Annotated in this window: 16 protein-coding genes; 5 read left to right on the top strand and 11 right to left on the bottom strand. The window is 63.9% G+C overall.

The genetic code is table 11. The annotated features are described in order from the left end of the window. Window positions 1–91 precede the first annotated feature (91 nt). On the top strand, window positions 92–418 hold the full coding sequence (locus tag ABD819_RS05550; protein WP_345121871.1) for a thioredoxin: 327 nt from the start codon (window positions 92–94) through the stop codon (window positions 416–418). 18 nt (window positions 419–436) lie between these two features. Here ABD819_RS05550 and ABD819_RS05545 read toward each other — a convergent pair whose 3' ends face one another. After that, entirely contained in the window at window positions 437–1165 is a 729-nt protein-coding gene (locus ABD819_RS05545; RefSeq protein ID WP_345121869.1) for a hypothetical protein, read from the bottom strand. Between the two features lie 153 nt (window positions 1166–1318). Here ABD819_RS05545 and ABD819_RS05540 point away from each other — a divergent pair, with 153 nt between their 5' ends. Beyond that, window positions 1319–3448: a TonB-dependent receptor family protein gene (locus ABD819_RS05540; RefSeq protein ID WP_345121867.1), complete on the top strand. Its 2130-nt coding sequence runs from the start codon at window positions 1319–1321 to the stop codon at window positions 3446–3448. Window positions 3449–3522: 74 nt separating this feature from the next. Here the strand turns inward: ABD819_RS05540 and ABD819_RS05535 are convergent, their stop codons facing one another. From ABD819_RS05535 to ABD819_RS05525, 3 genes are all read right to left on the bottom strand, one after another. Then, window positions 3523–4101, bottom strand: a complete 579-nt coding sequence (locus ABD819_RS05535; RefSeq protein ID WP_345121865.1) for a hypothetical protein — start codon at window positions 4099–4101, stop codon at window positions 3523–3525. 416 nt (window positions 4102–4517) lie between these two features. Then, window positions 4518–4793 (bottom strand): hypothetical protein, encoded by a 276-nt coding sequence (locus ABD819_RS05530; RefSeq protein WP_345121863.1) that lies wholly within the window; start codon window positions 4791–4793, stop codon window positions 4518–4520. Between the two features lie 42 nt (window positions 4794–4835). Continuing rightward, complete coding sequence (locus ABD819_RS05525; RefSeq protein WP_345121861.1) at window positions 4836–5279, bottom strand: hypothetical protein; 444 nt, start codon at window positions 5277–5279, stop codon at window positions 4836–4838. 135 nt (window positions 5280–5414) lie between these two features. Here ABD819_RS05525 and ABD819_RS05520 point away from each other — a divergent pair, with 135 nt between their 5' ends. Beyond that, window positions 5415–5690: a GNAT family N-acetyltransferase gene (locus tag ABD819_RS05520; protein ID WP_345121859.1), complete on the top strand. Its 276-nt coding sequence runs from the start codon at window positions 5415–5417 to the stop codon at window positions 5688–5690. 68 nt (window positions 5691–5758) lie between these two features. Here the strand turns inward: ABD819_RS05520 and ABD819_RS05515 are convergent, their stop codons facing one another. Together ABD819_RS05515 and ABD819_RS05510 are read right to left on the bottom strand one after the other, a co-directional pair. Further along, complete coding sequence (locus ABD819_RS05515; protein WP_345121857.1) at window positions 5759–6835, bottom strand: T9SS type A sorting domain-containing protein; 1077 nt, start codon at window positions 6833–6835, stop codon at window positions 5759–5761. A 109-nt stretch (window positions 6836–6944) separates the two neighbouring features. Further along, a complete protein-coding gene (locus ABD819_RS05510) occupies window positions 6945–9281 on the bottom strand; it encodes an endonuclease (protein WP_345121855.1) in 2337 nt (778 codons plus the stop codon). 188 nt (window positions 9282–9469) lie between these two features. On the opposite strand from ABD819_RS05510, the gene ABD819_RS05505 reads away from it, so the two are divergent. Both ABD819_RS05505 and ABD819_RS05500 read left to right on the top strand, forming a co-directional pair. Beyond that, a complete protein-coding gene (locus tag ABD819_RS05505) occupies window positions 9470–9769 on the top strand; it encodes a rhodanese-like domain-containing protein (RefSeq protein WP_345121853.1) in 300 nt (99 codons plus the stop codon). A gap of 126 nt (window positions 9770–9895) precedes the next feature. Next, complete coding sequence (locus tag ABD819_RS05500) at window positions 9896–10426, top strand: GAF domain-containing protein (protein ID WP_345121851.1); 531 nt, start codon at window positions 9896–9898, stop codon at window positions 10424–10426. Window positions 10427–10639: 213 nt separating this feature from the next. On the opposite strand, the gene ABD819_RS05495 is transcribed toward ABD819_RS05500, so the two are convergent. The 5 genes from ABD819_RS05495 to ABD819_RS05475 all read right to left on the bottom strand — a co-directional run bounded on the left by ABD819_RS05495 (window position 10640) and on the right by ABD819_RS05475 (window position 17657). After that, window positions 10640–11536, bottom strand: coding sequence for an alpha/beta hydrolase (locus ABD819_RS05495; protein ID WP_345121849.1), 897 nt, complete (start codon window positions 11534–11536; stop codon window positions 10640–10642). Between the two features lie 30 nt (window positions 11537–11566). Further along, window positions 11567–13516, bottom strand: a complete 1950-nt coding sequence (locus tag ABD819_RS05490; RefSeq protein ID WP_345121847.1) for a RecQ family ATP-dependent DNA helicase — start codon at window positions 13514–13516, stop codon at window positions 11567–11569. Between the two features lie 259 nt (window positions 13517–13775). Further along, window positions 13776–14357: a toxin-antitoxin system YwqK family antitoxin gene (locus ABD819_RS05485; RefSeq protein ID WP_345121845.1), complete on the bottom strand. Its 582-nt coding sequence runs from the start codon at window positions 14355–14357 to the stop codon at window positions 13776–13778. Between the two features lie 312 nt (window positions 14358–14669). Beyond that, window positions 14670–15068 carry a response regulator gene (locus ABD819_RS05480; RefSeq protein ID WP_345121843.1) on the bottom strand — a complete coding sequence of 133 codons (399 nt, stop codon included), beginning with the start codon at window positions 15066–15068 and terminating at the stop codon, window positions 14670–14672. Window positions 15069–15095: 27 nt separating this feature from the next. Then, window positions 15096–17657: a PAS domain-containing sensor histidine kinase gene (locus ABD819_RS05475; RefSeq protein WP_345121841.1), complete on the bottom strand. Its 2562-nt coding sequence runs from the start codon at window positions 17655–17657 to the stop codon at window positions 15096–15098. Window positions 17658–17887 lie beyond the last annotated feature (230 nt).

Below are 17887 nucleotides of genomic sequence, written 5' to 3'. Positions count from 1 at the left end.
CATGACGGATATCAGTCCGTGGTCCTGATATCTGTCATGCTATCATGTGATTGCGGCCGGTAGTTTTGAGCCGCACTATTCCTTCTCCAACATGTCTGGCTTCCAGCCTACTGAAGTGGGCGGCACCCCCACGGCCAGTGTGCTGCTGGTGATGCTCCCTACCCTGGACCGCCGCGACGAAACGTCGCCCCATCTTATCTCGCCAGGGTCGCTGGCGGCTTTGCAGCGCCGGCTCGGCCCGGCCGTGCAAATCCTGCAGATTGACGAAGCCACCTACCCGGCCGTGGTGCGCAGCTTTGCGCCCGCCCAGCTGCCCACCTGCGTGCTCATGCACCAGGGCGTGGAGCTGTGGCGGCAGCCCGGCCTGCCCGATGCCGACCAGGTCGGAGCCCTGCTCCGGACCAACGGCCACGGGTAGGGGTGAGGCGGCTGGAATTCAGCCGCTGTGGCGGAATTGGAATAAACGCCAGCTACTTAACGCGGCAATCGCGGCCAATAGCCACAGGGAAGCCCGCCACTCGGGCTGCTGAAACGCCTGTAGGAGTGGCCGTACCCAATGCAGTTGCCAGAATTCGGTGACTTGGTTATCAAAACGAACCCACAAGGAGACAGGTACAGGAAGTGGCGGCTGGTAGTTGATGACATCATTGCAAAGAAAACAGCCACTTAGCTCAGGGGGTATTGGTTTGTATGCATCGGTAATGGCATAAAAAACGGTCGGACTCCGTGTGAAATCGACCCAGTACTTTTTAATGTTTTTTTCGAGCATTAGATTAAGCAAGAAAACGAAGCTCTCGTACCGGGCAGTCGGGGCAAGCTGTACGCGCATACCACCAGCGTGCATGGTATCAGCTTTGATATCATGCACATATTGGGTGATTTGTATTTGCGCCCTTCTGTCTGCTGCGCGGTTCCCCGTAAAGCGGGCATCATGCCAGGAACAAGTTTTGCAGACTTTTGCCGGATTAGGAACCTCGTAGCGTAGGCTGGGCTGGTCACCACGCGGTGTTACCGGCATCGTCAACTGAATAACATTTCTGCCTTTTAGCTGCTCCTGCCACGGCCGCATTGCCCAGCACCCCAGCCACAGCAGCCCCGCCAGCGCCAGCAGGCCCGGCGGAAACAACAGACGGCGGCGATGGCGACGGGGTAGGTAGAAGTGCATTTGGAAAGATACAGGAAGTTGCAGTGGCAGATGCGGTGAGTAAGGCCCCGTGCGCAACTTCCAAAACGCGGAAAATTACGCGGATAGTCTGTCATCGGGCAACAATTCCCGTACTGTGCTGGTCTGCGTCGTCCCAGACTCATCAGCGCCTTCATGCTTTCCCGTTACCTACTGCTTTTACTGGCTGCCTTATCTCAGCTGCCCGCCGCCGCCCAAACGCGCCCCGATACCACTCGCACCGTGGCCTTGCCTGAAGCCACCGTCACGGGTTACGGCCAGCGGCTGCCATTGCGCCGCACGGCCGCAGCCGTGGGCGTGATTGATGCCCGCGTGATTGCGCAATTCAGCCCCGCCGCCCTCACCCAGGCCGTAAATACGCTGCCCGGCGTGCGGCTGGAGGAGCGGGCCACGGCCAGCTACCGCCTCAGCATTCGGGGCAGCACGCTGCGCTCGCCATTCGGAGTGCGCAACGTGAAGGTGTACTACAACGGCATTCCCTACACCGAGGCCAGCGGCAGCACGCCGCTGAATCTGCTTGACCCCGCCATTATCGGGCGGCTGGAAGTGCTGAAGGGGCCGGCCGGCAGCGTGTACGGCGCGGGCACGGGCGGCGTGGCCCTGTTCGGCACGCCGGAAGTGGCGGCGGGCCGCAGCGTGGTGGCCGTGGGAGCCACGGTGGGCAGCTACGGTCTGCGCCGCAGCACTATCACGGCCGAAACGGGCAGTGCCACCAGCAGCGTGCGCGCCCAGTATGCCCACCAAGAGCTCGACGGCTACCGCCAGCAAAGCGCGATGCAGCGCGACGTTTTCGCCTTCGACGTCCGCACCGTGGCCGGCCCCAAAACCACGCTGGCGGCCCATTTGCTCTACGCCGATATCAGCTACCAGCTGCCCGGCGGCCTCACCCGGGCGCAGTTCGCGGCCGACCCGCGACAGGCCCGGCCGGGCACCCCGGCCCGGCTCGGAGTGGCCGCGCAGCCCGGCACGGTGGCCCAGCGCACTTTTTATGCCTCGCGCACCGGCTTGCTGGGGTTCACGCACGAGTACCGGTTCACAGACCGGCTGGACCTGCAAACCACGCTCTACGGCAGCGGTACGGCTATTCGCACGCCGTTTCTGGTGGATTATGAGCGGAACACGGCCGTGGGCACGGGCGGGCGCACGGCGTTGCGCTACCGCACCACGCTGGCCGGCCACACGCTGCGGCTGCAGGGCGGCGGCGAGCTCCAGGCCAGCTTTGCCAATGGGCGCAGCTACCAAAACCTGGCCGGAACACCCGGTGCCCTGCGCTACGACGATGAAATCACGACCACCACCGGCTTCGCCTTTGCGCAGGCCGACTACGAGCTGCCCGCCGATTTGCTGCTGACCGTGGCCGCCAGCTACAACCGCCTGCGCTACCGCATCGCGCGGGTGAGCGGAGCCGCCGCCAACCCCGGCGGCTACCAGTTTAGCCGCGATTTCCAGCCCGTACTGTCGCCCCGCGTGGCATTGCTTAAGGAATTTAGTCCGCAGCTGTCGGTGTATGCCAGCGTGAGTACCGGCTTTTCGCCACCCACTACCGATGAAATCCGCACATCTGATGGCGGCCTAAACAGGGAATTGCAGGCCGAGCGCGGCATGAGCTACGAGGTGGGCACCCGGGGCAATTTCTTCAACAACCGGCTGCTGTACGAAGTGAATCTGTTCAATTTGGAGCAGCGTGAAACCATCGTCAGCAGCACTACCGACCAAGGTATCGTGGTGTTCCGCAACACCGGCCGCACCCACCAGCGCGGCCTCGAAATGGCGTTGAGCGGCTGGCTGTGGCGGCAGGCAGCACCAGCGTCGGATAGTAAAGACGAGCGAGTGCCCGACCGCGGCCTACGCGCCTGGGCCAGCTACGCCTACAACGACTTCCGTTTCGGCCGCTACGCCAGCAGCGGCACCGACCTGAGCGGCAACCGCCTCACCGGCACCACGCCGCACACGCTCAGCGCCGGCCTCGATTTCAGCGAGCGCCTCGGGTTTTACCTTAGCCCCAACCTCAGCCACCAGGCCCGGGTGGTGCTCAACGACGCTAATACGGAGCAAGCGGCCAGCTACTGGGTATTTGGGGCGCGGGGCGGCTGGCGGCGCACCATTGCCAGGCATCTCGAAACCAATATCTACGCCGGAATCGATAACCTGACGGACCGGAACTACAGCCTCGGCAATGACCTGAATGCCTTTGGCGGGCGCTACTTTCAGCCGGCGCCGGGCCGCAATTGGTATACTGGCGCACAGGTGGGCTGGAAGTGGTGAAAAGGCGCAGATAAGCATTAAAAAAGGCTTCTACTCGCGGGTGGAAGCCTTTCTTAATGCCTATGGATAGCCGCTTATTGGGGTGCTTGCTCGGCGGGTGGGTTAGCGGGCTGGTTATTAGTGGCTTCAGGAGTGTCAGCTTCATTGCTACGGGCCGCCGCATACTGAAAACCAATGGTCCCTTTCTCAGTGCCCGGGTTGGCATTGGCATCCCCAGGATTGGCTGGCGCATTGTTGATGGGCTGGGCTATTGGGTTAGCCGGCTGTTGCAGCGGAGTAGTCACCAATATTTCTATTGGGATAGAAAATGTCAGCTTCGTTGGGTTTCCGGCCGCGGCGGCAGTGTTTGCATTGCCCGGATTAGCGTAATTGGCCTGATTTGCTTCAGCGGCGGGGGCAGTGGCAACCGGTGCGGCGATAATGGTAGCGACCGGTGTGGAATTGACGGTAGCCACCGCAACCGGAGCGGGGTTGGCATCGGCCGGAGCCGGAGCGATTTGGGCTGCAACCAAGTTGGGCGCGGCCGCCGCCTGAGGAAGGGTAAGGCTGGCGGTAGCGTCCGGAGCCGGGGCTTGAGCGGCGGCTGGCTCCTGATTTTGGGTGGCCTGGTTGGTGGCCAATGGTGCTGGCGTGGCAGGGACTGGGGTATCCATAGGAGATGAGAAAAAAGGATGAAAAACAAACAGTTTAAGACCGGTTTCGCGACCGCAGCTTCTTTCAAATCGATGCCATGGATAAGATGACTGCGCTATCTGGTTTGTTGGGTGAGCATCTGCACACACCCTTCTCTACCAGGTTTTATTGGATTAAATATAATATACAATATTTAATATATAAAACGCCTCATCACCAATCAAAAGTTCACCATTTTCAAGGTCTTGCTAAACTATTCCCGCCTTATTTGGGTGGCGTATTAATTTTCTCCAAACCCGCGTGGACAAAGCTGGGTGGGCCCTGCGCACGGTACTTTGCCTGGCGTATTTGGGAGCGGATACTAGCTGGCACCCGAGCATAAAAAAAAGGCTTTCATCCATTGATGAAAGCCTTTTTTTGGGGGTAAACGGGTGCTTTATTTCGGCCCGTGCTCTTCGGGCAGGGTGAAGGCGCGGTCGCTGGGGTCGGTGAGCTCCTTGGGGAGGGCGTCGGGGTCGCCGCCGGCCTGGGAGCGGGTGTTCATGTCCTCCTCAAACGTGCGGAGGGAGTCGTCCATCTGGTCAGCTTTTTCCTGGCCCGAGGCGTTGTTGTCGTCCAGCACCTGACCGTGGGTGGCGGCATCAAGCATGGGCGTGGAAGCCCCGTCTTCGGAGGGTTCCTGGTCGAAAGTATCGTTGGGGTTGGTGGCCATGGGGAGGGGGAATCAGGGGATTTTAAGAAGTTGGTATTGAGCTTATTCGTCGGTGGCCGGGTTGCCGGCCGGCTCGCTGCGGGTGTTGTGGGTGCCACCGCCGGCGTAGCGCGGGTCGTCCTGGGCCCAGGCCTGGCGCTGCACATCAGCATCGGCGTGGCTAGCGGCGCGCACGGCTTCGGGGTCCTGGTTTTGCTCGACGTGGCCGGGCTGGTCCTCGGGGTTGTCGGGGGCTTTTTCGGCTTCCTTGCGGTCGCGGAATTCGCTGAACTCGTCGGGGTTGTCGTTGGAGCCGCTGCGGCCGGGCGGGGTGCTGTTGGCGGGTTGCGGGGTATGGTTGGCCGCCAGCGGGGCCGAAGCGGCTACGCCACCAAACTCGCCATAAGTAGGGCTGCTGGCGTTGGTATCGGCTGAATTGGGGGTGGGTTGGGCGGCGTTGCGGGGCTGGTCTTCGGCCGGCGTCGTGGAAGGGTTTTGCGTATCCATGGGAATTGAAAGAAAAGGAGAAGGATAAACCAAACGGGTAGGCCCGTTTTTCTACATACCTGTACGCAAACCGGCCGCCACCGTTCACCTTTACTCCCAGCTACTGCGTTCGCTCATTCATAACCATCAGCCACAATGCCCATTAAGCACAACCCCGACAAAAAGGAATTTACCACTACCCGCGCCGGCCACAAGGCGGAGCTTGCCTACGTCCGGCCCGCCGAGGGCATCGTCGACTTTACGCACACCTTCGTGGATGAGGCCCTGCGGGGCCAGGGCGTGGCCGAAGAACTGGCCCGTGCCGGCCTGGCCTTCGCGCAGGAAAATCATCTGAAGGTGAAAACGACCTGTAAGTTCATGGCCGCTTTCGTACAGCGAAATCACGCCGAATATGCTAGGCTGCTGGTTTGAAAAGCGAATACCACAGAACGAGTACCCCGAATTGAAAATTCGGGGTACTCGTTCTGTGGTATTCGCTACTACTCGCGCACCAGTCGCAGGTGCTGGGTTTGCCCGTTGGCTCGCACCGTTACTACATACACGCCCGGTGCGGCCTGCGCCAGAGCGGCGTTGAGTCGCGCCTCAGTCATAGCCAGCGAGCCGGTGGTTTCGGCCAGCAGCGTCTGGCCCAGCAGGGAGGTGAGGCCGAGCGTGAGTGGGCCAGCCGGGCCGGTGCGGCTCAGGCGTACTGAGGCGGCGCTGGGGTTGGGCGAAATTTCCAGCAAAGCCGGCCCGCTGAGTGCCCGGGTGCTCAGCGCCGTAACGTTGCCCACGGCAAAAGCCCCTTCGAAACCGACAGTGCCGAAGCCCGCCTCAAACGGCCCCGCGCCGGCAGCGGCCACGGCCGCGCTCACCCGGCTCCAGGGGCCGGCCGAGAAGAAGTAGTGCTGATAAAGTGCGCTTTGGGCACGTTGAAAGCTGCCGTTTTCGGCAGTCTGTTCCCACTGCACAGCCAGCTGGCCGGGCTGCGGATTGGGGGCCGCAGTGGCCGTAGCCACCCAGGTGCGGTTCACGAAGCGGGCCGCTGGGGCAAAAGGTGCGCCGCTGAGGCCATCGGTGAGCAGGCCCTCGAATACCCGCACGCCGGTGGCCACGTAGCCGCCCGGCTGGCCGGTGTAGGTGAGGGGCGCGTAGCCGCTGGCCGTGCCCACGGGGTATAGCACCGGCCCGGCCACATGGTCGCGGCGGCAGGTACCGGCGGGGCCGGGCGGGTTCTGGGTCAGTACATAGCTGGCGGCCGAGCCGCCCAGCACCCGCGCCCGGCCGAGGTTCAGGTTGAAGGCACCCAGCGCGAGGCGGCCCCGCAGCAGGTTCAGGGTGTCGCGCACGGTGAGCGGGGCGTCCAGCGCCACATCGGCCGAGTCGATTTGGATGGTGAGCTTGCTGAATGTGAGCGGCCCGGTGTCGCCCAGGCGCTGGGGCGTGCGCGCCAGCCCCTGAAGCTGCCAGGTGCCGTTGCCGGCCAGTGCGCCGTTATTAGCGAGGTTGCCAAAGAGGAGCGTGGGGGTCAGTAGAAAAAAGGCTGCCGTAATAAGGTGTAAAAGTCTGAATTTCAACAAGTTCTGGTTGTGCGGCGGCGAAGATAACACCGTGACCCGCAGGATAAAAAAAGCTCCCGACCACTGAAGGCCGGGAGCTTTTTAAGCTTTGCGCGGTTGGGGTGCGCTATTGCACCATCAGGCGGCCGGTGTACTCCGCGTCGGCGCAGGTCACGCGCACGGCGTAGATGCCGGCGGGCAGGCCGTGCAGGTCCACCGATACGGCATCGGTAGCCCCGATGGCGGCCGTGCGCTGCCGTACCGGGCGGCCCAGCACATCGAGCACGACCACGGTGGCGGTGCGGGCGCTGGCTACGCCGGGCAGGCGCAGCTGCACGCTGGCGGTAGCGGGGTTGGGGTAGATTTCGAGGGCGTTGCGCAGCACCCTGGCGGCCTGGGTGGCTGTGGGGATGAAGCAGGCCGCGCTGGTGTAGCTGCCCACGCCGGCGTAGTTATCCGCGCCGATAGCCGACCAGGTTACGCTGCCGTAGGGGCCATTCCAGCGGCCGCCCTGGCTGGTGCCGGGCAGCCGCACGAGGGTGTTGTTCATGGTTGAGCCGTTGGACACGGGCCAGCCGGTGGTGCCGGGCGTCTGGCCGATTACGCCGATAACGTCGAGCGTATCCGTCGCATCAAACAGGGCAATGGACTGCGGCCCGTTGAAGAAGCAGACGTTGGAAAGCACGTCGGTCTGGGCCAGGGTGGCTGCGTCGCTCAGGCCGGTGTTGCCGATGACGTACACGTCGCCGGGAGCAATGGTGCCGGTCAGGTTCAGGGTAGCGGTGGGGGTGGTGGAACCGGCGGCGTACAGCGCCACGCGCTTGCCGGCCAGTGGCATGGGGGCCAGGGTGGGGTTATAAATTTCCAGCACCTTGGTATTGCCCGTCAGCGACTCCACGTACTGCGTAAAGTAGGGCTTGGTGCAGGGCGCGCCGGCCGGGGCCGCGTCGTCGTTCAGAATAGTGAGCGTGTGCGCGTTGGGCTGGCCCACCAGCACCGTCGCGTTCGAAGGCGTACCAATGCGCAGGCGCACGGTTTCGTTGGGCTCGAAGGTGAGGTCGCCGTTCACGGTCACGGTCACGGCCTGGGTGAGGGCGGTGCTGCTGAAGGTGAGGCTGGTGGTGTTGAGGACGTAGTCGCCGGGCGCGGTGGCGGTGCTGTTGGCCACGTCCACGCTCACCGGCACGGTGAAGGAGCCCGTGGGCAGGGTGCCGCTGGCCGTCACGTTCACGGTGTAGGTAGCGGTGCCCGCGTTGCCTTCCTGAATGGTGCCGCCCGCCGAAGCAAAGGCCACCATGGGAGCCGGGCCGTCGTCGTTGGTGATGGTGAGCGTGTGGGTGCCGGGGTTGCCCACGCTGTTGCCGGTGCTCGGGCTGGTCAGGTTCAGAACGACGGTTTCGTCGGCTTCGGGCTGGGTGTCGCCGTTCACGGTCACGGTCACCGTCTGGCTGGTCGAGCCGGCCGGGAAGGTAACGGTCGTGGGCGTGGCAAACGAAAAGTCACTGCCGCTGGTGGCCGTCGAGTTGGCCGCATCGAGGCTCACCTGCACGGTGGTGGCCGTGGTGGCGGCTGGGGTCAGGCTCAGCGTGGCGGTGTAGGTGTTGGTGCCGGCATTGCCCTCGATGAGGCTGCCGCTGGCAGTAGCGAAGCTGAACACCGGGCCGGGCGGCGTGAGGCCCCAGGCCGTGGCTACGGTGCCGGGGTGGGCAATGTAGGGGTTGAAGTTGCCCTGGCTGGCGGCTACGCGGTTGTTGCGCTCAATTTCGCGGGCACTCACGGGGTCGGCCAGGTGCCAGCGGTAAAAAGTGGCCAAATCGCTCAGAGCCGTAATCACGCCTTTGCCCGGGTCGAAACTCTCGTTGGCGTGCATGGTGTAGAAATAGAACGCCGCCCGGGCCAGGTCGCCTTTGTGGTCTTCGCGGGGCTCGAACTGCGAGTTGGTGTCCTCGCTGTACTCGTCGATGTTGCTTGTCGGGATGGTCGTCAGGCGGGTGGTGTTGCGCAGCCAGCCCAGGGTAGTGGCATCGGGAATGTCGGCAAAGGGGTCGGAGCCCCGGTCCGAGTTCCACTGGATGCGGGTGGGGTAGAGGTGGTGAATATCGGAACGCATGCGCACGACCTGGTTGAACCACGACTGCGGGATGCTGTGCTCGGTGTTGATGTCGTTGACCACGCCCGGGTTGGTGCTGGTCGCGTTGAAGGGCACGCTCTCGGAATACCCCGAGTACACGCAGGTGACGGTGTTGTTGACATTGTCGATGTAGTTGTACATCCGGCCGCGGGCCACATCGTAGGTAAGCACCACGCGCTTGCCGTCGTACCAGTTGGCGCGGTACCAGTCGCGCAGGGCCACGCCCTGCAGGTTGGTGGGCGGGGCGGGCGGCATGGGGGGCACCGTTTGGGCGTGCAATGCCGCGGGCAGCAGCCCAAACGCCACCACCAGCGAAGCGAAAATGTGTTTCATGAGAATAAACGGAGAATGAGCTGACGTAAAGGGTTCGGAGAAAGTAATGGGGGTAGAGGGAAGCGGCAAAGGTACGAATTTCGGGCTGCGCCGCTGAGCGTCCGTGCGTTACCAAACCGCTAAGACTTCGGCCGTACTTTCGCGTTCACAGTATCATTATCTCCACCTGTTCACCCCCCCCTCTTCTCATGGCCGACATCACCCCCGCCGAACTCCACCAGCGCCAGCAAGCCGGCGAAACCCCCACCATCATCGACGTGCGCGAACCCTGGGAGCACGAAGAAGGCTGCATCGTTGGGGCCCAAAACATTCCCCTCGGCACCCTGCCCGAAAAGCTCGACGACATCGACGAGTGGAAAAATCAGGAAATCATCGTGCACTGCAAGAGCGGCAGCCGCTCGGCCTCGGCCAAGGCGTTTCTCACCCAGCAGGGCTTCGCCAACGTCCGCAATCTGGTGGGCGGCTACCAGGCGTTCCAGCAAGGGTAGGGGCGCAGCGCGCGCCAACCGAATTGGCAGCCAACCAGTAAGAATGATAGACGGTCATGCTCATCTGCCATCCGCGGAGCCGAAGCATGACCGTTTTCGCAACCAACGCTTGTCCTCCTGATGCTCATGCCCACCACTCCCGCCGTCGAACTGCAAGCCGCTCTCACCACCGCCCAGCCCGCCGCCGAGCGCCTGCAACACGCCCTCGACCTCATCGGCCCGCACCTGCGCGCCGACCGCTGCTTTCTCTACGTGCGCGACCCGCGGCGGGGCCGGGGCCGCATTGCCCTGGTGTGGCGGCTGGATGAGGCCGTGCCCGACCCGCGCCACGACTGGCAGGACGACACCGGCGACCTGCCGAAGGAAGACCCGCTGTTCCGGGCCGCGCTGGCCACCCGGCCCTCCGTGTATGTGGACGACGTGACCGAGGCCGGCCCCGACGTGCTCAACCAGGAGTTTGAGCGCCGCACCTTCGGTCATCGCGCCCTGGTCCACGCCCACATCGTGGAAAACGACCAGCTCTGGGGCATCCTGCAGCCCTGCGTGTTCGGCCACCCGCACCACTGGACGGCGGCCGAGCGCGAGTACCTGGACGCCGCCACGCCGCTGCTGCTGCCCGTGGTGCAGGCGTATATGCAAGGCGTGGATGTTGGGTAGGAATTGGATTAATTATTCATTCAATTCCTGACCGTAATTAATTTCCCATCGTCCGCGTAGGCCAGCTCGGTCCACCACCTCGCGCACGGCCGCCGTTATGGCCGCCGCCTGCCGGGGCGGGAATGCCGCCAGCAACTCACGCGGCGTCGGACCCATTTTGCGGACGTGCGCCAGCAGCCACTCGCGCAGCGAAGGCAGCTGCGTTTTTGCCCGTTACCGCCGGCCCAGCAGAAACGGCAGCGCCAGCGGCACGCGCTTCTTCCAGGCGGCCTCGTTGTGCGCCGCGCCGGGGAAGCTGCGCGTGCGCCAGGTCGTGGAGTCGTAGCCGTGGGCGCGCATGACGCTGTCCACCCGCAGCTGGTGGGGCTGGTAGCGGGCATCGAGCGTGGCCGAGCCGTAGTCGAAATACAGTTTGGGCCGGTGGCGGCGCGGCAGCTTTCTATCCAGATATTGCACCATTGCCGAGGTGAAATCGGGCGTGTTTTCCTTGAGGCTGAGCGGCCAGTGCGTCGAAAAGCAGGCCGCGCCGCCAAACACGTTCGGGTACTCCAGCGCCGCGTACAGCGAAATCAGGCCGCCCATGCTGGAGCCGGCCACGAAGGTATTGGCCCGGCGGGGCGCGGTCTGGAAGTGCTTGTCCACGTAGGGTTTCAGCTCGCGCACGATGAATTTCAGGTACTCATCCGAAAGCGGCTGGCCGGGACGCTCCTGGTTTATTTTCTCGCGTCGGGCCAGGCTCATGGCCGCGTAGGGCCTGGCCGGGGCATATTCGGTGAAGCGCCGGTCGGTATTCCAGATGCCCACCACAATGCACGGGCGCACGCTTCGGCTCAGAGCGGCCAGCGTGCTGTCGACTTCCCAGGCCACGCCGCCGTAGGAGTTTTTGGGGTTGAACAGGTTCTGGCCATCCTGCATATACAGCACGGCGTAGCGCGTGCCGGGCTGCGGGTAGCCCTCGGGCAGCCACACATCCACATTGCGGGGCTTCACAAACCGGGAGGGGAAATTGGCCAGATGCTCGATGCGGCCGGGGGCGGCCGGGTCGGGCGAATCGGCCCCAATCAATGCCGCGAACAAAGGCAGCGCGGCAAGCCAGCGGGTGAAAACCATTGGGATTAATCGAACGATGAGGCAGCAAAATTAGCCGTTGCCGACCGGTATCTGCAGCTTGCCATCGGCCGCGTAGGCCAGCTCGCCCCGGTCCACCATTTCCCGCACGGCCGCCGTCACGGCCGCCGCCTGCGCCGGCGGAAACGCGGCTAATAGCTCGCGCGGGGTGGGGGTCGCCTGCCGGACGTGCGCCAGCAGCGGCTCGCGCAGCGACGGGGCCTGCGCGGCCGCCTGCGCCGCTTTTTTCTCGGCCAGGCAGATATCGCAGACTCCGCACCGGGCCGGGTCAGCTTCGTCGAAATAGGCGAGCAGCAGCTGCTGGCGGCAGCGCGTACCACCCAGATACAGGCCCACGGCGTTGGTTTTGTGGCGGGCCAGGTCGCGGGCGGCCGTCATCCGCACCTGGTCGATGGGCAGCTTGGACGCGTCGAAGCGCGGCGTGGTGAACATGGCCTGCGGCGATTCCTGCCGGGGCTGGTAGTGCAGGATGCCGGCCGTATGCAGGTAGCGCAGCTGCTGGCGCACTTCCGTCACGCTACGGCGCAGGTGCGTGGCCACCGCATTCTCCGAAATAGCCTGGAAATCGGCAAACAGCTCGCCGCCGTGCAGCCGCAGCAGCGCCTTTATCAGCAAGTCATGCTGCGCGTTGGCCACCTGAAACGCGTACAAATCCTGGTGATTCATAATCAGGTGGACCCGCGCCGGGCTGTTTACCGCCTCGTTCAATTGCACGAAGCCTTCGCGCTGCAAAATCCTGAGCGAGTTGTGCGCGTCCACGGCCTTGATGCGGTAGGTTTCGGCAAACTGCTGCAAATCGAATTCGAACGCGGCCAGCTCCCCGCCGCCCACCGCCGTGCGCGAGTAGTTCGCCAGCGCTTGGTACACGCGCCGCACCGTATCGAGCGGCGGGAACGACTGGTTGGTGCGGCGGCGCAGCTCGTCGGCATCGTTGGGCCCGGCCAGCAGCACGGCGAAGGCGTACTGGCCATCGCGCCCGGCCCGGCCGGCTTCCTGGTAGTAGGCCTCCAGCGTATCGGGCGCGTCGAGGTGGGCCACGAGGCGCACGTCGGGCTTGTCGATGCCCATACCGAAGGCGTTGGTGGCCACGATGAGGCGCGTTTTATCCGCAATCCAGTCCTGCTGCACTTTGGTGCGCTGCTCCGACGGCAGGCCCGCGTGGTAGGCGGCGGCCGAAAACTTGTGCTGCTGCAGAAACGCCGCCGTGTCCTCCGTCTGCCGCCGCGTGCGGGCGTACACGATGCCGGTTTTGGTGGGCCCCACGCCGCGCACCACTTCCAGCAGCCGGCGCAGCTTGTCCTCGGTATGCAGTACCGAATACGAGAGCTTGGGCCGGGCGAAGCTCTGCCGAAACACCCCCGAGCCCGGCCGAAACTTCAGCTTCTCCACGATATCGGCCTGCACCTGGGCCGTGGCCGTGGCCGTGAGGGCGATGACCGGCGTGCCCGGCGGTAAGGATTCGCGCAACTCCGCGATGCGCAAATACGGCGGCCGGAAATCATAGCCCCACTGCGAGAGGCAGTGCGCCTCGTCCACGGCCAGCAGGCCCACGTTCATCTTCGCCACCCGCACCTGAAACAGCTCGGTGAGTAGCCGTTCCGGCGACACGTACAGGAACTTCACGCTGCGGCCGTACACGCAGTTATCCAGCGCGTGGTCGATTTCCTGGTGGCTCATGCCCGCGTAAATGGCCTCGGCCTTCAGCCCGCGCTTGCGAAGGTTGTCCACCTGGTCCTTCATCAGGGCAATGAGCGGCGACACCACCAGGCAGATGCCGGGGAGCGCCAGCGCCGGCACCTGGAAGCAGATGCTTTTGCCGCCGCCCGTGGGCAGCAGCGCCAGCGTGTCATGACCGCTCAATACCGAATTGATAATCTCCTCCTGCCCCGGCCGGAACGCCGTGTGCCCCCAATGCTCGCGCAGCAGGGCCAAAGGCGAGGTTTCGGTAGGGGAGGAGGACATGGGGCGAAGATAGGGCCGTTGAAAAACGGAACGCTATTTCAGCAATGAACAGTGTGCTCTGGTAGAGTAGCAAATAGACCGAAGAAATATGTTTGCAATGAGTTCACGAAACTCATTGCAAATCCGAGTTTCGTGAACTTTGAATCGCAAACGGGTTTCTTAAACTAAACAACGGCCAAAAAGCGCCATTGCCGCTGTACATGGAGGCGTGCCAGCGTCTGGATTTGGGGTTTAAGAAAACGAGGGTAAAAACGTCCTCTTAGGGGCGTTCCTCCACGACGCGGCCGTTCTCGAACCGCATGTGGACCGAATCCGTGCTCTGCGGGTCAAACAGCGTGCTCCACCCCTGCGCGTGTCCGTCGCGTTGGTAGCCCCGGTATTTGAGGCGGCCGTTGGGCAGATACGCCGCAACTGGTCCGGTGGCCTTACCGTTGCGGAAGGTTTGCATCCGCTTGAGTTGGCCGTTGGGGTAGTAATGGCGCACCGGCCCCCGTTCCATTTTGGGGCCGTCCAGGTTGCCTTCAAAATCCAGGCTGCCGTCGGGTCGAAAGTACTGGTAAGGCCCCTGGGGCTGGCCGTCGCGAAAGTGAAAAACGGTCTTTCGTTTCCCATCGGGGTAGTAAAACACCTCCAGGCTATCTTGGCGCCCGTTCACGTAGTGCATCTCCAAGTGGGCTTGCCCCGAGGGCCAGTACATGAACCGGGGGCCGTGGAATGTACCGTTCCGAACGTAGGCCACGGAGCGGAGCTGGCCCCCAGGGAATCTTTCTTCGACCCGCTTCACCCCGTCGGAACAGGCCGTCGCCAACAATAGGGCAATGAAGAGGAGAAAACGAAACATAGCGAAGCAGTATGGTGAAAAATGGCCCTAAGATAGCCGTTGGGGGCAACCGAGGCCGATTTCACAAAAACGGTAGAATTCTCAACATTACGAAGGTACCCCGCAGTTTATTCCACACAATGGTTCACTGCTCAATTAGAAAGGCGAATAAGTACCTGACAAAAAAAGCCCGGCACCTCACGGCACCGGGCTTCTCCACTAACAAAACCGCAGCTTAAGCCGCCGCCTTCTCGCCGTTCTCACGGTCGTCGATGGCCTTGCGCAGCTTGGCGATGGCCAGGATGGCGCGCTCCTCGTCCATGCCCGGTTGCTTTACCGTTGAAAATGCAGCTGCAGGATGTGCTCGATTTTCTCCTTGGTCAGCGGCTTGCTGACCAGTCCGGCGATGTTGAGCTCTTCGAGGCGGGCTAGGTCGCGGGCGTCCATGGTGGTGGTGAGCATGATGACGACCGTGGCGCTGCGCTGGGCCTGGGGCAGGCGCTTGTACGCTTCCAGGAACTGGATGCCGTTCATGCCGGGCATGTTTACGTCCAGCAGGATGAGGGCGGGCTCGTCGGGGCCGGCGGTATTCTCAATGAGGTCCAGGGCCTGATTACCGTTTTCGGCCACCAGCAGCCGGTCCGTGACGCCGAGGCTCTGAAACAGCAGCTCGTTCAAGAAATTGTTGGTCGAATCGTCGTCGACCAGGAGCACGCTCGAAAGCTTTTTCATGTAAGCAGGAGGATAAAGGGTGAAGGGCTAGCCCGCGTTGGGCAGCGTAACGGTGAACGTGGAGCCCACGCCCGGCTGGCTGTGCACCGCCACGGTGCCGCCGGCGTTTTCCACCATTTTCTTGACCATGTACAGGCCCACGCCCGAGCCGGGCACGTGGCCGTGCAGGCGGCGGAACATGCGGAACAATTCGCTTTGCTGGGCCGCGCTCAGGCCCAGCCCGTTGTCCTGCACTTCCAGCACCACCTGGCCGGCGGCGGCGTGGCAGCGCAACACCACGGCCGGCGCCCGGTCGGGTGCCCGGTACTTCACGGCGTTGCTGAGCAGATTATAGACGATGGAGCGCAGGTTTTTGGCCGAAAAGCGAACCGTGAGGCACGCGGCCAGGTCCACGGTGAGGGTGGCCCCGGCGGCGGTCAGCTCGGGCAGCATGTCGAGGCGCACGGCGTCGACCAGGGCGGGCAGGTCGACGGTTTCGGCGGCGGAGTGGTCGGGCAGCGCCTGCAGCAGCGAAACATCGGTGAGGTGGCCCAGCGTTTGCTGGAAGCGGGCCACCGCGTCGTCCATCATGCCGAGCAGGCGCGGCACCAGCGGGACTTCGAGGGCCGGGGCCGGCAGGTGCTCGCGCAGGGCCAGCAGCAGGCCTTCCACGTTGGTGATGGGCGACTTCAGGTCGTGCGATGCCGAATAAACGAAGGTGTCCAGGTCGGCGTTGGTGCGCGTGAGGCGGCTGTTGGTAATCTTCAGCTCCTCGTTGGTGGCCAGCATTTCCTGGTTGATGGCGGCCAGCTCCGCGTTCAGGGCGTGCACCTGTTGGCGGGCCAGCACCTGGTCGGTCACATCGTAGACAAACGCCGCCACGCCCACGATGCGGCCTTCCTCGCGGTAGGCCTGGTAGGCAAACGTGACGTAGCGCGGGCTGCCGGGGTGCAGTTTGGCGAGCGGCATATCGATGACGGCCTGGCTTTCGCCGGTGGCGTACACGATGTCCATCAGCTCGACCAAACCGGCCAGCCGGATGCGCGGGTACACCTCCGTCAGGGTGTGGCCGCGCAGCGGCCCGGTCCACACTTCGGGCGGAAACAGCTCCACGAAGGCCGGGTTGAAGTGGTCGATGCGGTGGTCGGGCTCGCGCAGCAGCACAATGGACACCGGCGTCTGCTCAAATACCTGGAACAGGTCCTGCCGCTGCTGGGCCTGGCGCTGCACCACGGCCAGCATGGCGGCCTGCACCGTTTCGGCCTGCTTGCGGGCCCGCACCCGGTCGGTCACGTCCGCGACGAACGCCAGGATGCCCTGCGGGCGCTCCTGGCCGTCGAACAGCGGCTGGTAAATAAAGTCGATGTAGCGCGTCTCGGTCAACCCGGCGGCGGAACCCGGCAGCAGGAGCACCGTTTCGGTGCCGCTGAAGGGCTGGCCAGTGGCATATACCCGGTCAAGCAGGGCCAGGAATCCCTGTTCCTTTATTTCGGGCAGCACCTCGGCCACCGGGCGGCCGGGCACGGCGCGGCCGGCGACCAGCTGTTGGTACTGGTCATTGAAGAACGAATAGCGGTGCTCGGGGCCGCTGAGCGTGGCGATGGCGGCCGGCACCTGGCCGATAATCTGGCTCAAGAGGCCCTGCTGCACCCGCAGCTGCTCGCGCTGCTGCTCGGCCCCGACGAGGGCGGCGCGGGTTTCGGCCGTGCGGGCAGCCACGCGCTGCTCCAGCTCATCGTTGAGCTGCTGCAGCTGCTGGCGGGCCCGGACCTGCTCGGTGGCTTCGGTGGCCACCACCATGGCCCCGTAGATGCTGCCGTCGGCCTCGTGCATGGGTACGTACACAAAGTCCCAGTACACGGTTTCGCGGCGGCCGTTGCGGTCGTGCTGAGCCTCCATGGCGTAGGCCACGTGGGGCATGCCGGTGGCCATCACCCCGTCCAGCAGCTCTTCGTAGCCCATGCCAGCCACCTCGGGCAGCGCCTCAAACAAGCCTTTGCCGAGGATTTGCTCCGGGGTGCGGCCCCACAGCCGGCACGCCGTGGGGTTGGCCAGCTCGATGACGTACCGGGGTCCACGGTACACGGCAATGGCCACGGGGGCCTGCTCGAATACGCGTTCGAGCTCTCCCCGCTGACGCTCGGCCTCGGCCTGGGCGGCCCGTTCGCGGGCCTGGGCCTGGTGCAGGGCCCCGGCCTGGGCCGCCGGCAGCGGGTCGCGGGTGTCGAGGAAGCTGACGACCAGCAGCGCGCCCTGCCGCCGGGCCACCAGGTGAAAGTAGCCGTCGAGGCCGTCGTGCTGAAAATTGAAGGCCTCGCGCTGGGTCTGCCCCGATAGGAAAGCATCGCGGTAAAAGGCAAAAATGCCGGCCGGCCCGGCGCTGGGGAAGCGCGTCAGAAAAGACTCGGTGGGGCGCTGCGGCAGCCGCAGCATCTGCTGGGCGGCGGGGTTGAGGTACTCGTAAGCCAGGTCGGTGATTGTCTCGTCGGCCGCGTCGTACACCGGGCGGAACAGAGCGAAGCCCGTAAGGGCGACTTCCAGCAGCGTAAGCGAGAAATCCTCGGGGCCCGCTAGGTCAGCGGGCAGGGTCGAAGCAGGCGTATCGGGCATAGGGGAGATGTGCAGGCTAAAATACAGGCTCTTTCGCTTCTGGTCCCGAGTCAGCTTGCCCGGCTTTAGCGTAAGGGTTTCCCAAAGGCTGAATACTGGGGCCGGTCAGGCAAGCACGGTCCCGCGAGTCCGGCCTTTTCACTCGGTTACGCTGCCGCGCGCCTGGAAGTTCGTCTCCGCGCTTTATTAAAAAGGGAAAGCGCCAGGTGGTAACGGACTGGATTACCAGC

Origin of the sequence: Hymenobacter antarcticus (assembly GCF_039539545.1) — a bacterium.
GTDB lineage: Bacteria > Bacteroidota > Bacteroidia > Cytophagales > Hymenobacteraceae > Hymenobacter > Hymenobacter antarcticus.
The sequence above is the reverse complement of the archived record's forward strand: the minus strand, read 5'-3'. Positions and strand labels throughout refer to the sequence as shown.

Coding starts and splice junctions, on each gene's coding strand:
- ABD819_RS05500 (WP_345121851.1), top strand. CDS start 9,896: ATGCCCACCACTCCCGCCGTCGAACTGCAAGCCGCTCTCACCACCGCC.
- ABD819_RS05505 (WP_345121853.1), top strand. CDS start 9,470: ATGGCCGACATCACCCCCGCCGAACTCCACCAGCGCCAGCAAGCCGGC.
- ABD819_RS05490 (WP_345121847.1), bottom strand. CDS start 13,516: ATGTCCTCCTCCCCTACCGAAACCTCGCCTTTGGCCCTGCTGCGCGAG.
- ABD819_RS05480 (WP_345121843.1), bottom strand. CDS start 15,068: ATGAAAAAGCTTTCGAGCGTGCTCCTGGTCGACGACGATTCGACCAAC.
- ABD819_RS05545 (WP_345121869.1), bottom strand. CDS start 1,165: ATGCACTTCTACCTACCCCGTCGCCATCGCCGCCGTCTGTTGTTTCCG.
- ABD819_RS05525 (WP_345121861.1), bottom strand. CDS start 5,279: ATGGATACGCAAAACCCTTCCACGACGCCGGCCGAAGACCAGCCCCGC.
- ABD819_RS05540 (WP_345121867.1), top strand. CDS start 1,319: ATGCTTTCCCGTTACCTACTGCTTTTACTGGCTGCCTTATCTCAGCTG.
- ABD819_RS05485 (WP_345121845.1), bottom strand. CDS start 14,357: ATGTTTCGTTTTCTCCTCTTCATTGCCCTATTGTTGGCGACGGCCTGT.
- ABD819_RS05495 (WP_345121849.1), bottom strand. CDS start 11,536: ATGGTTTTCACCCGCTGGCTTGCCGCGCTGCCTTTGTTCGCGGCATTG.
- ABD819_RS05510 (WP_345121855.1), bottom strand. CDS start 9,281: ATGAAACACATTTTCGCTTCGCTGGTGGTGGCGTTTGGGCTGCTGCCC.
- ABD819_RS05535 (WP_345121865.1), bottom strand. CDS start 4,101: ATGGATACCCCAGTCCCTGCCACGCCAGCACCATTGGCCACCAACCAG.
- ABD819_RS05530 (WP_345121863.1), bottom strand. CDS start 4,793: ATGGCCACCAACCCCAACGATACTTTCGACCAGGAACCCTCCGAAGAC.
- ABD819_RS05475 (WP_345121841.1), bottom strand. CDS start 17,657: ATGCCCGATACGCCTGCTTCGACCCTGCCCGCTGACCTAGCGGGCCCC.
- ABD819_RS05520 (WP_345121859.1), top strand. CDS start 5,415: ATGCCCATTAAGCACAACCCCGACAAAAAGGAATTTACCACTACCCGC.
- ABD819_RS05550 (WP_345121871.1), top strand. CDS start 92: ATGTCTGGCTTCCAGCCTACTGAAGTGGGCGGCACCCCCACGGCCAGT.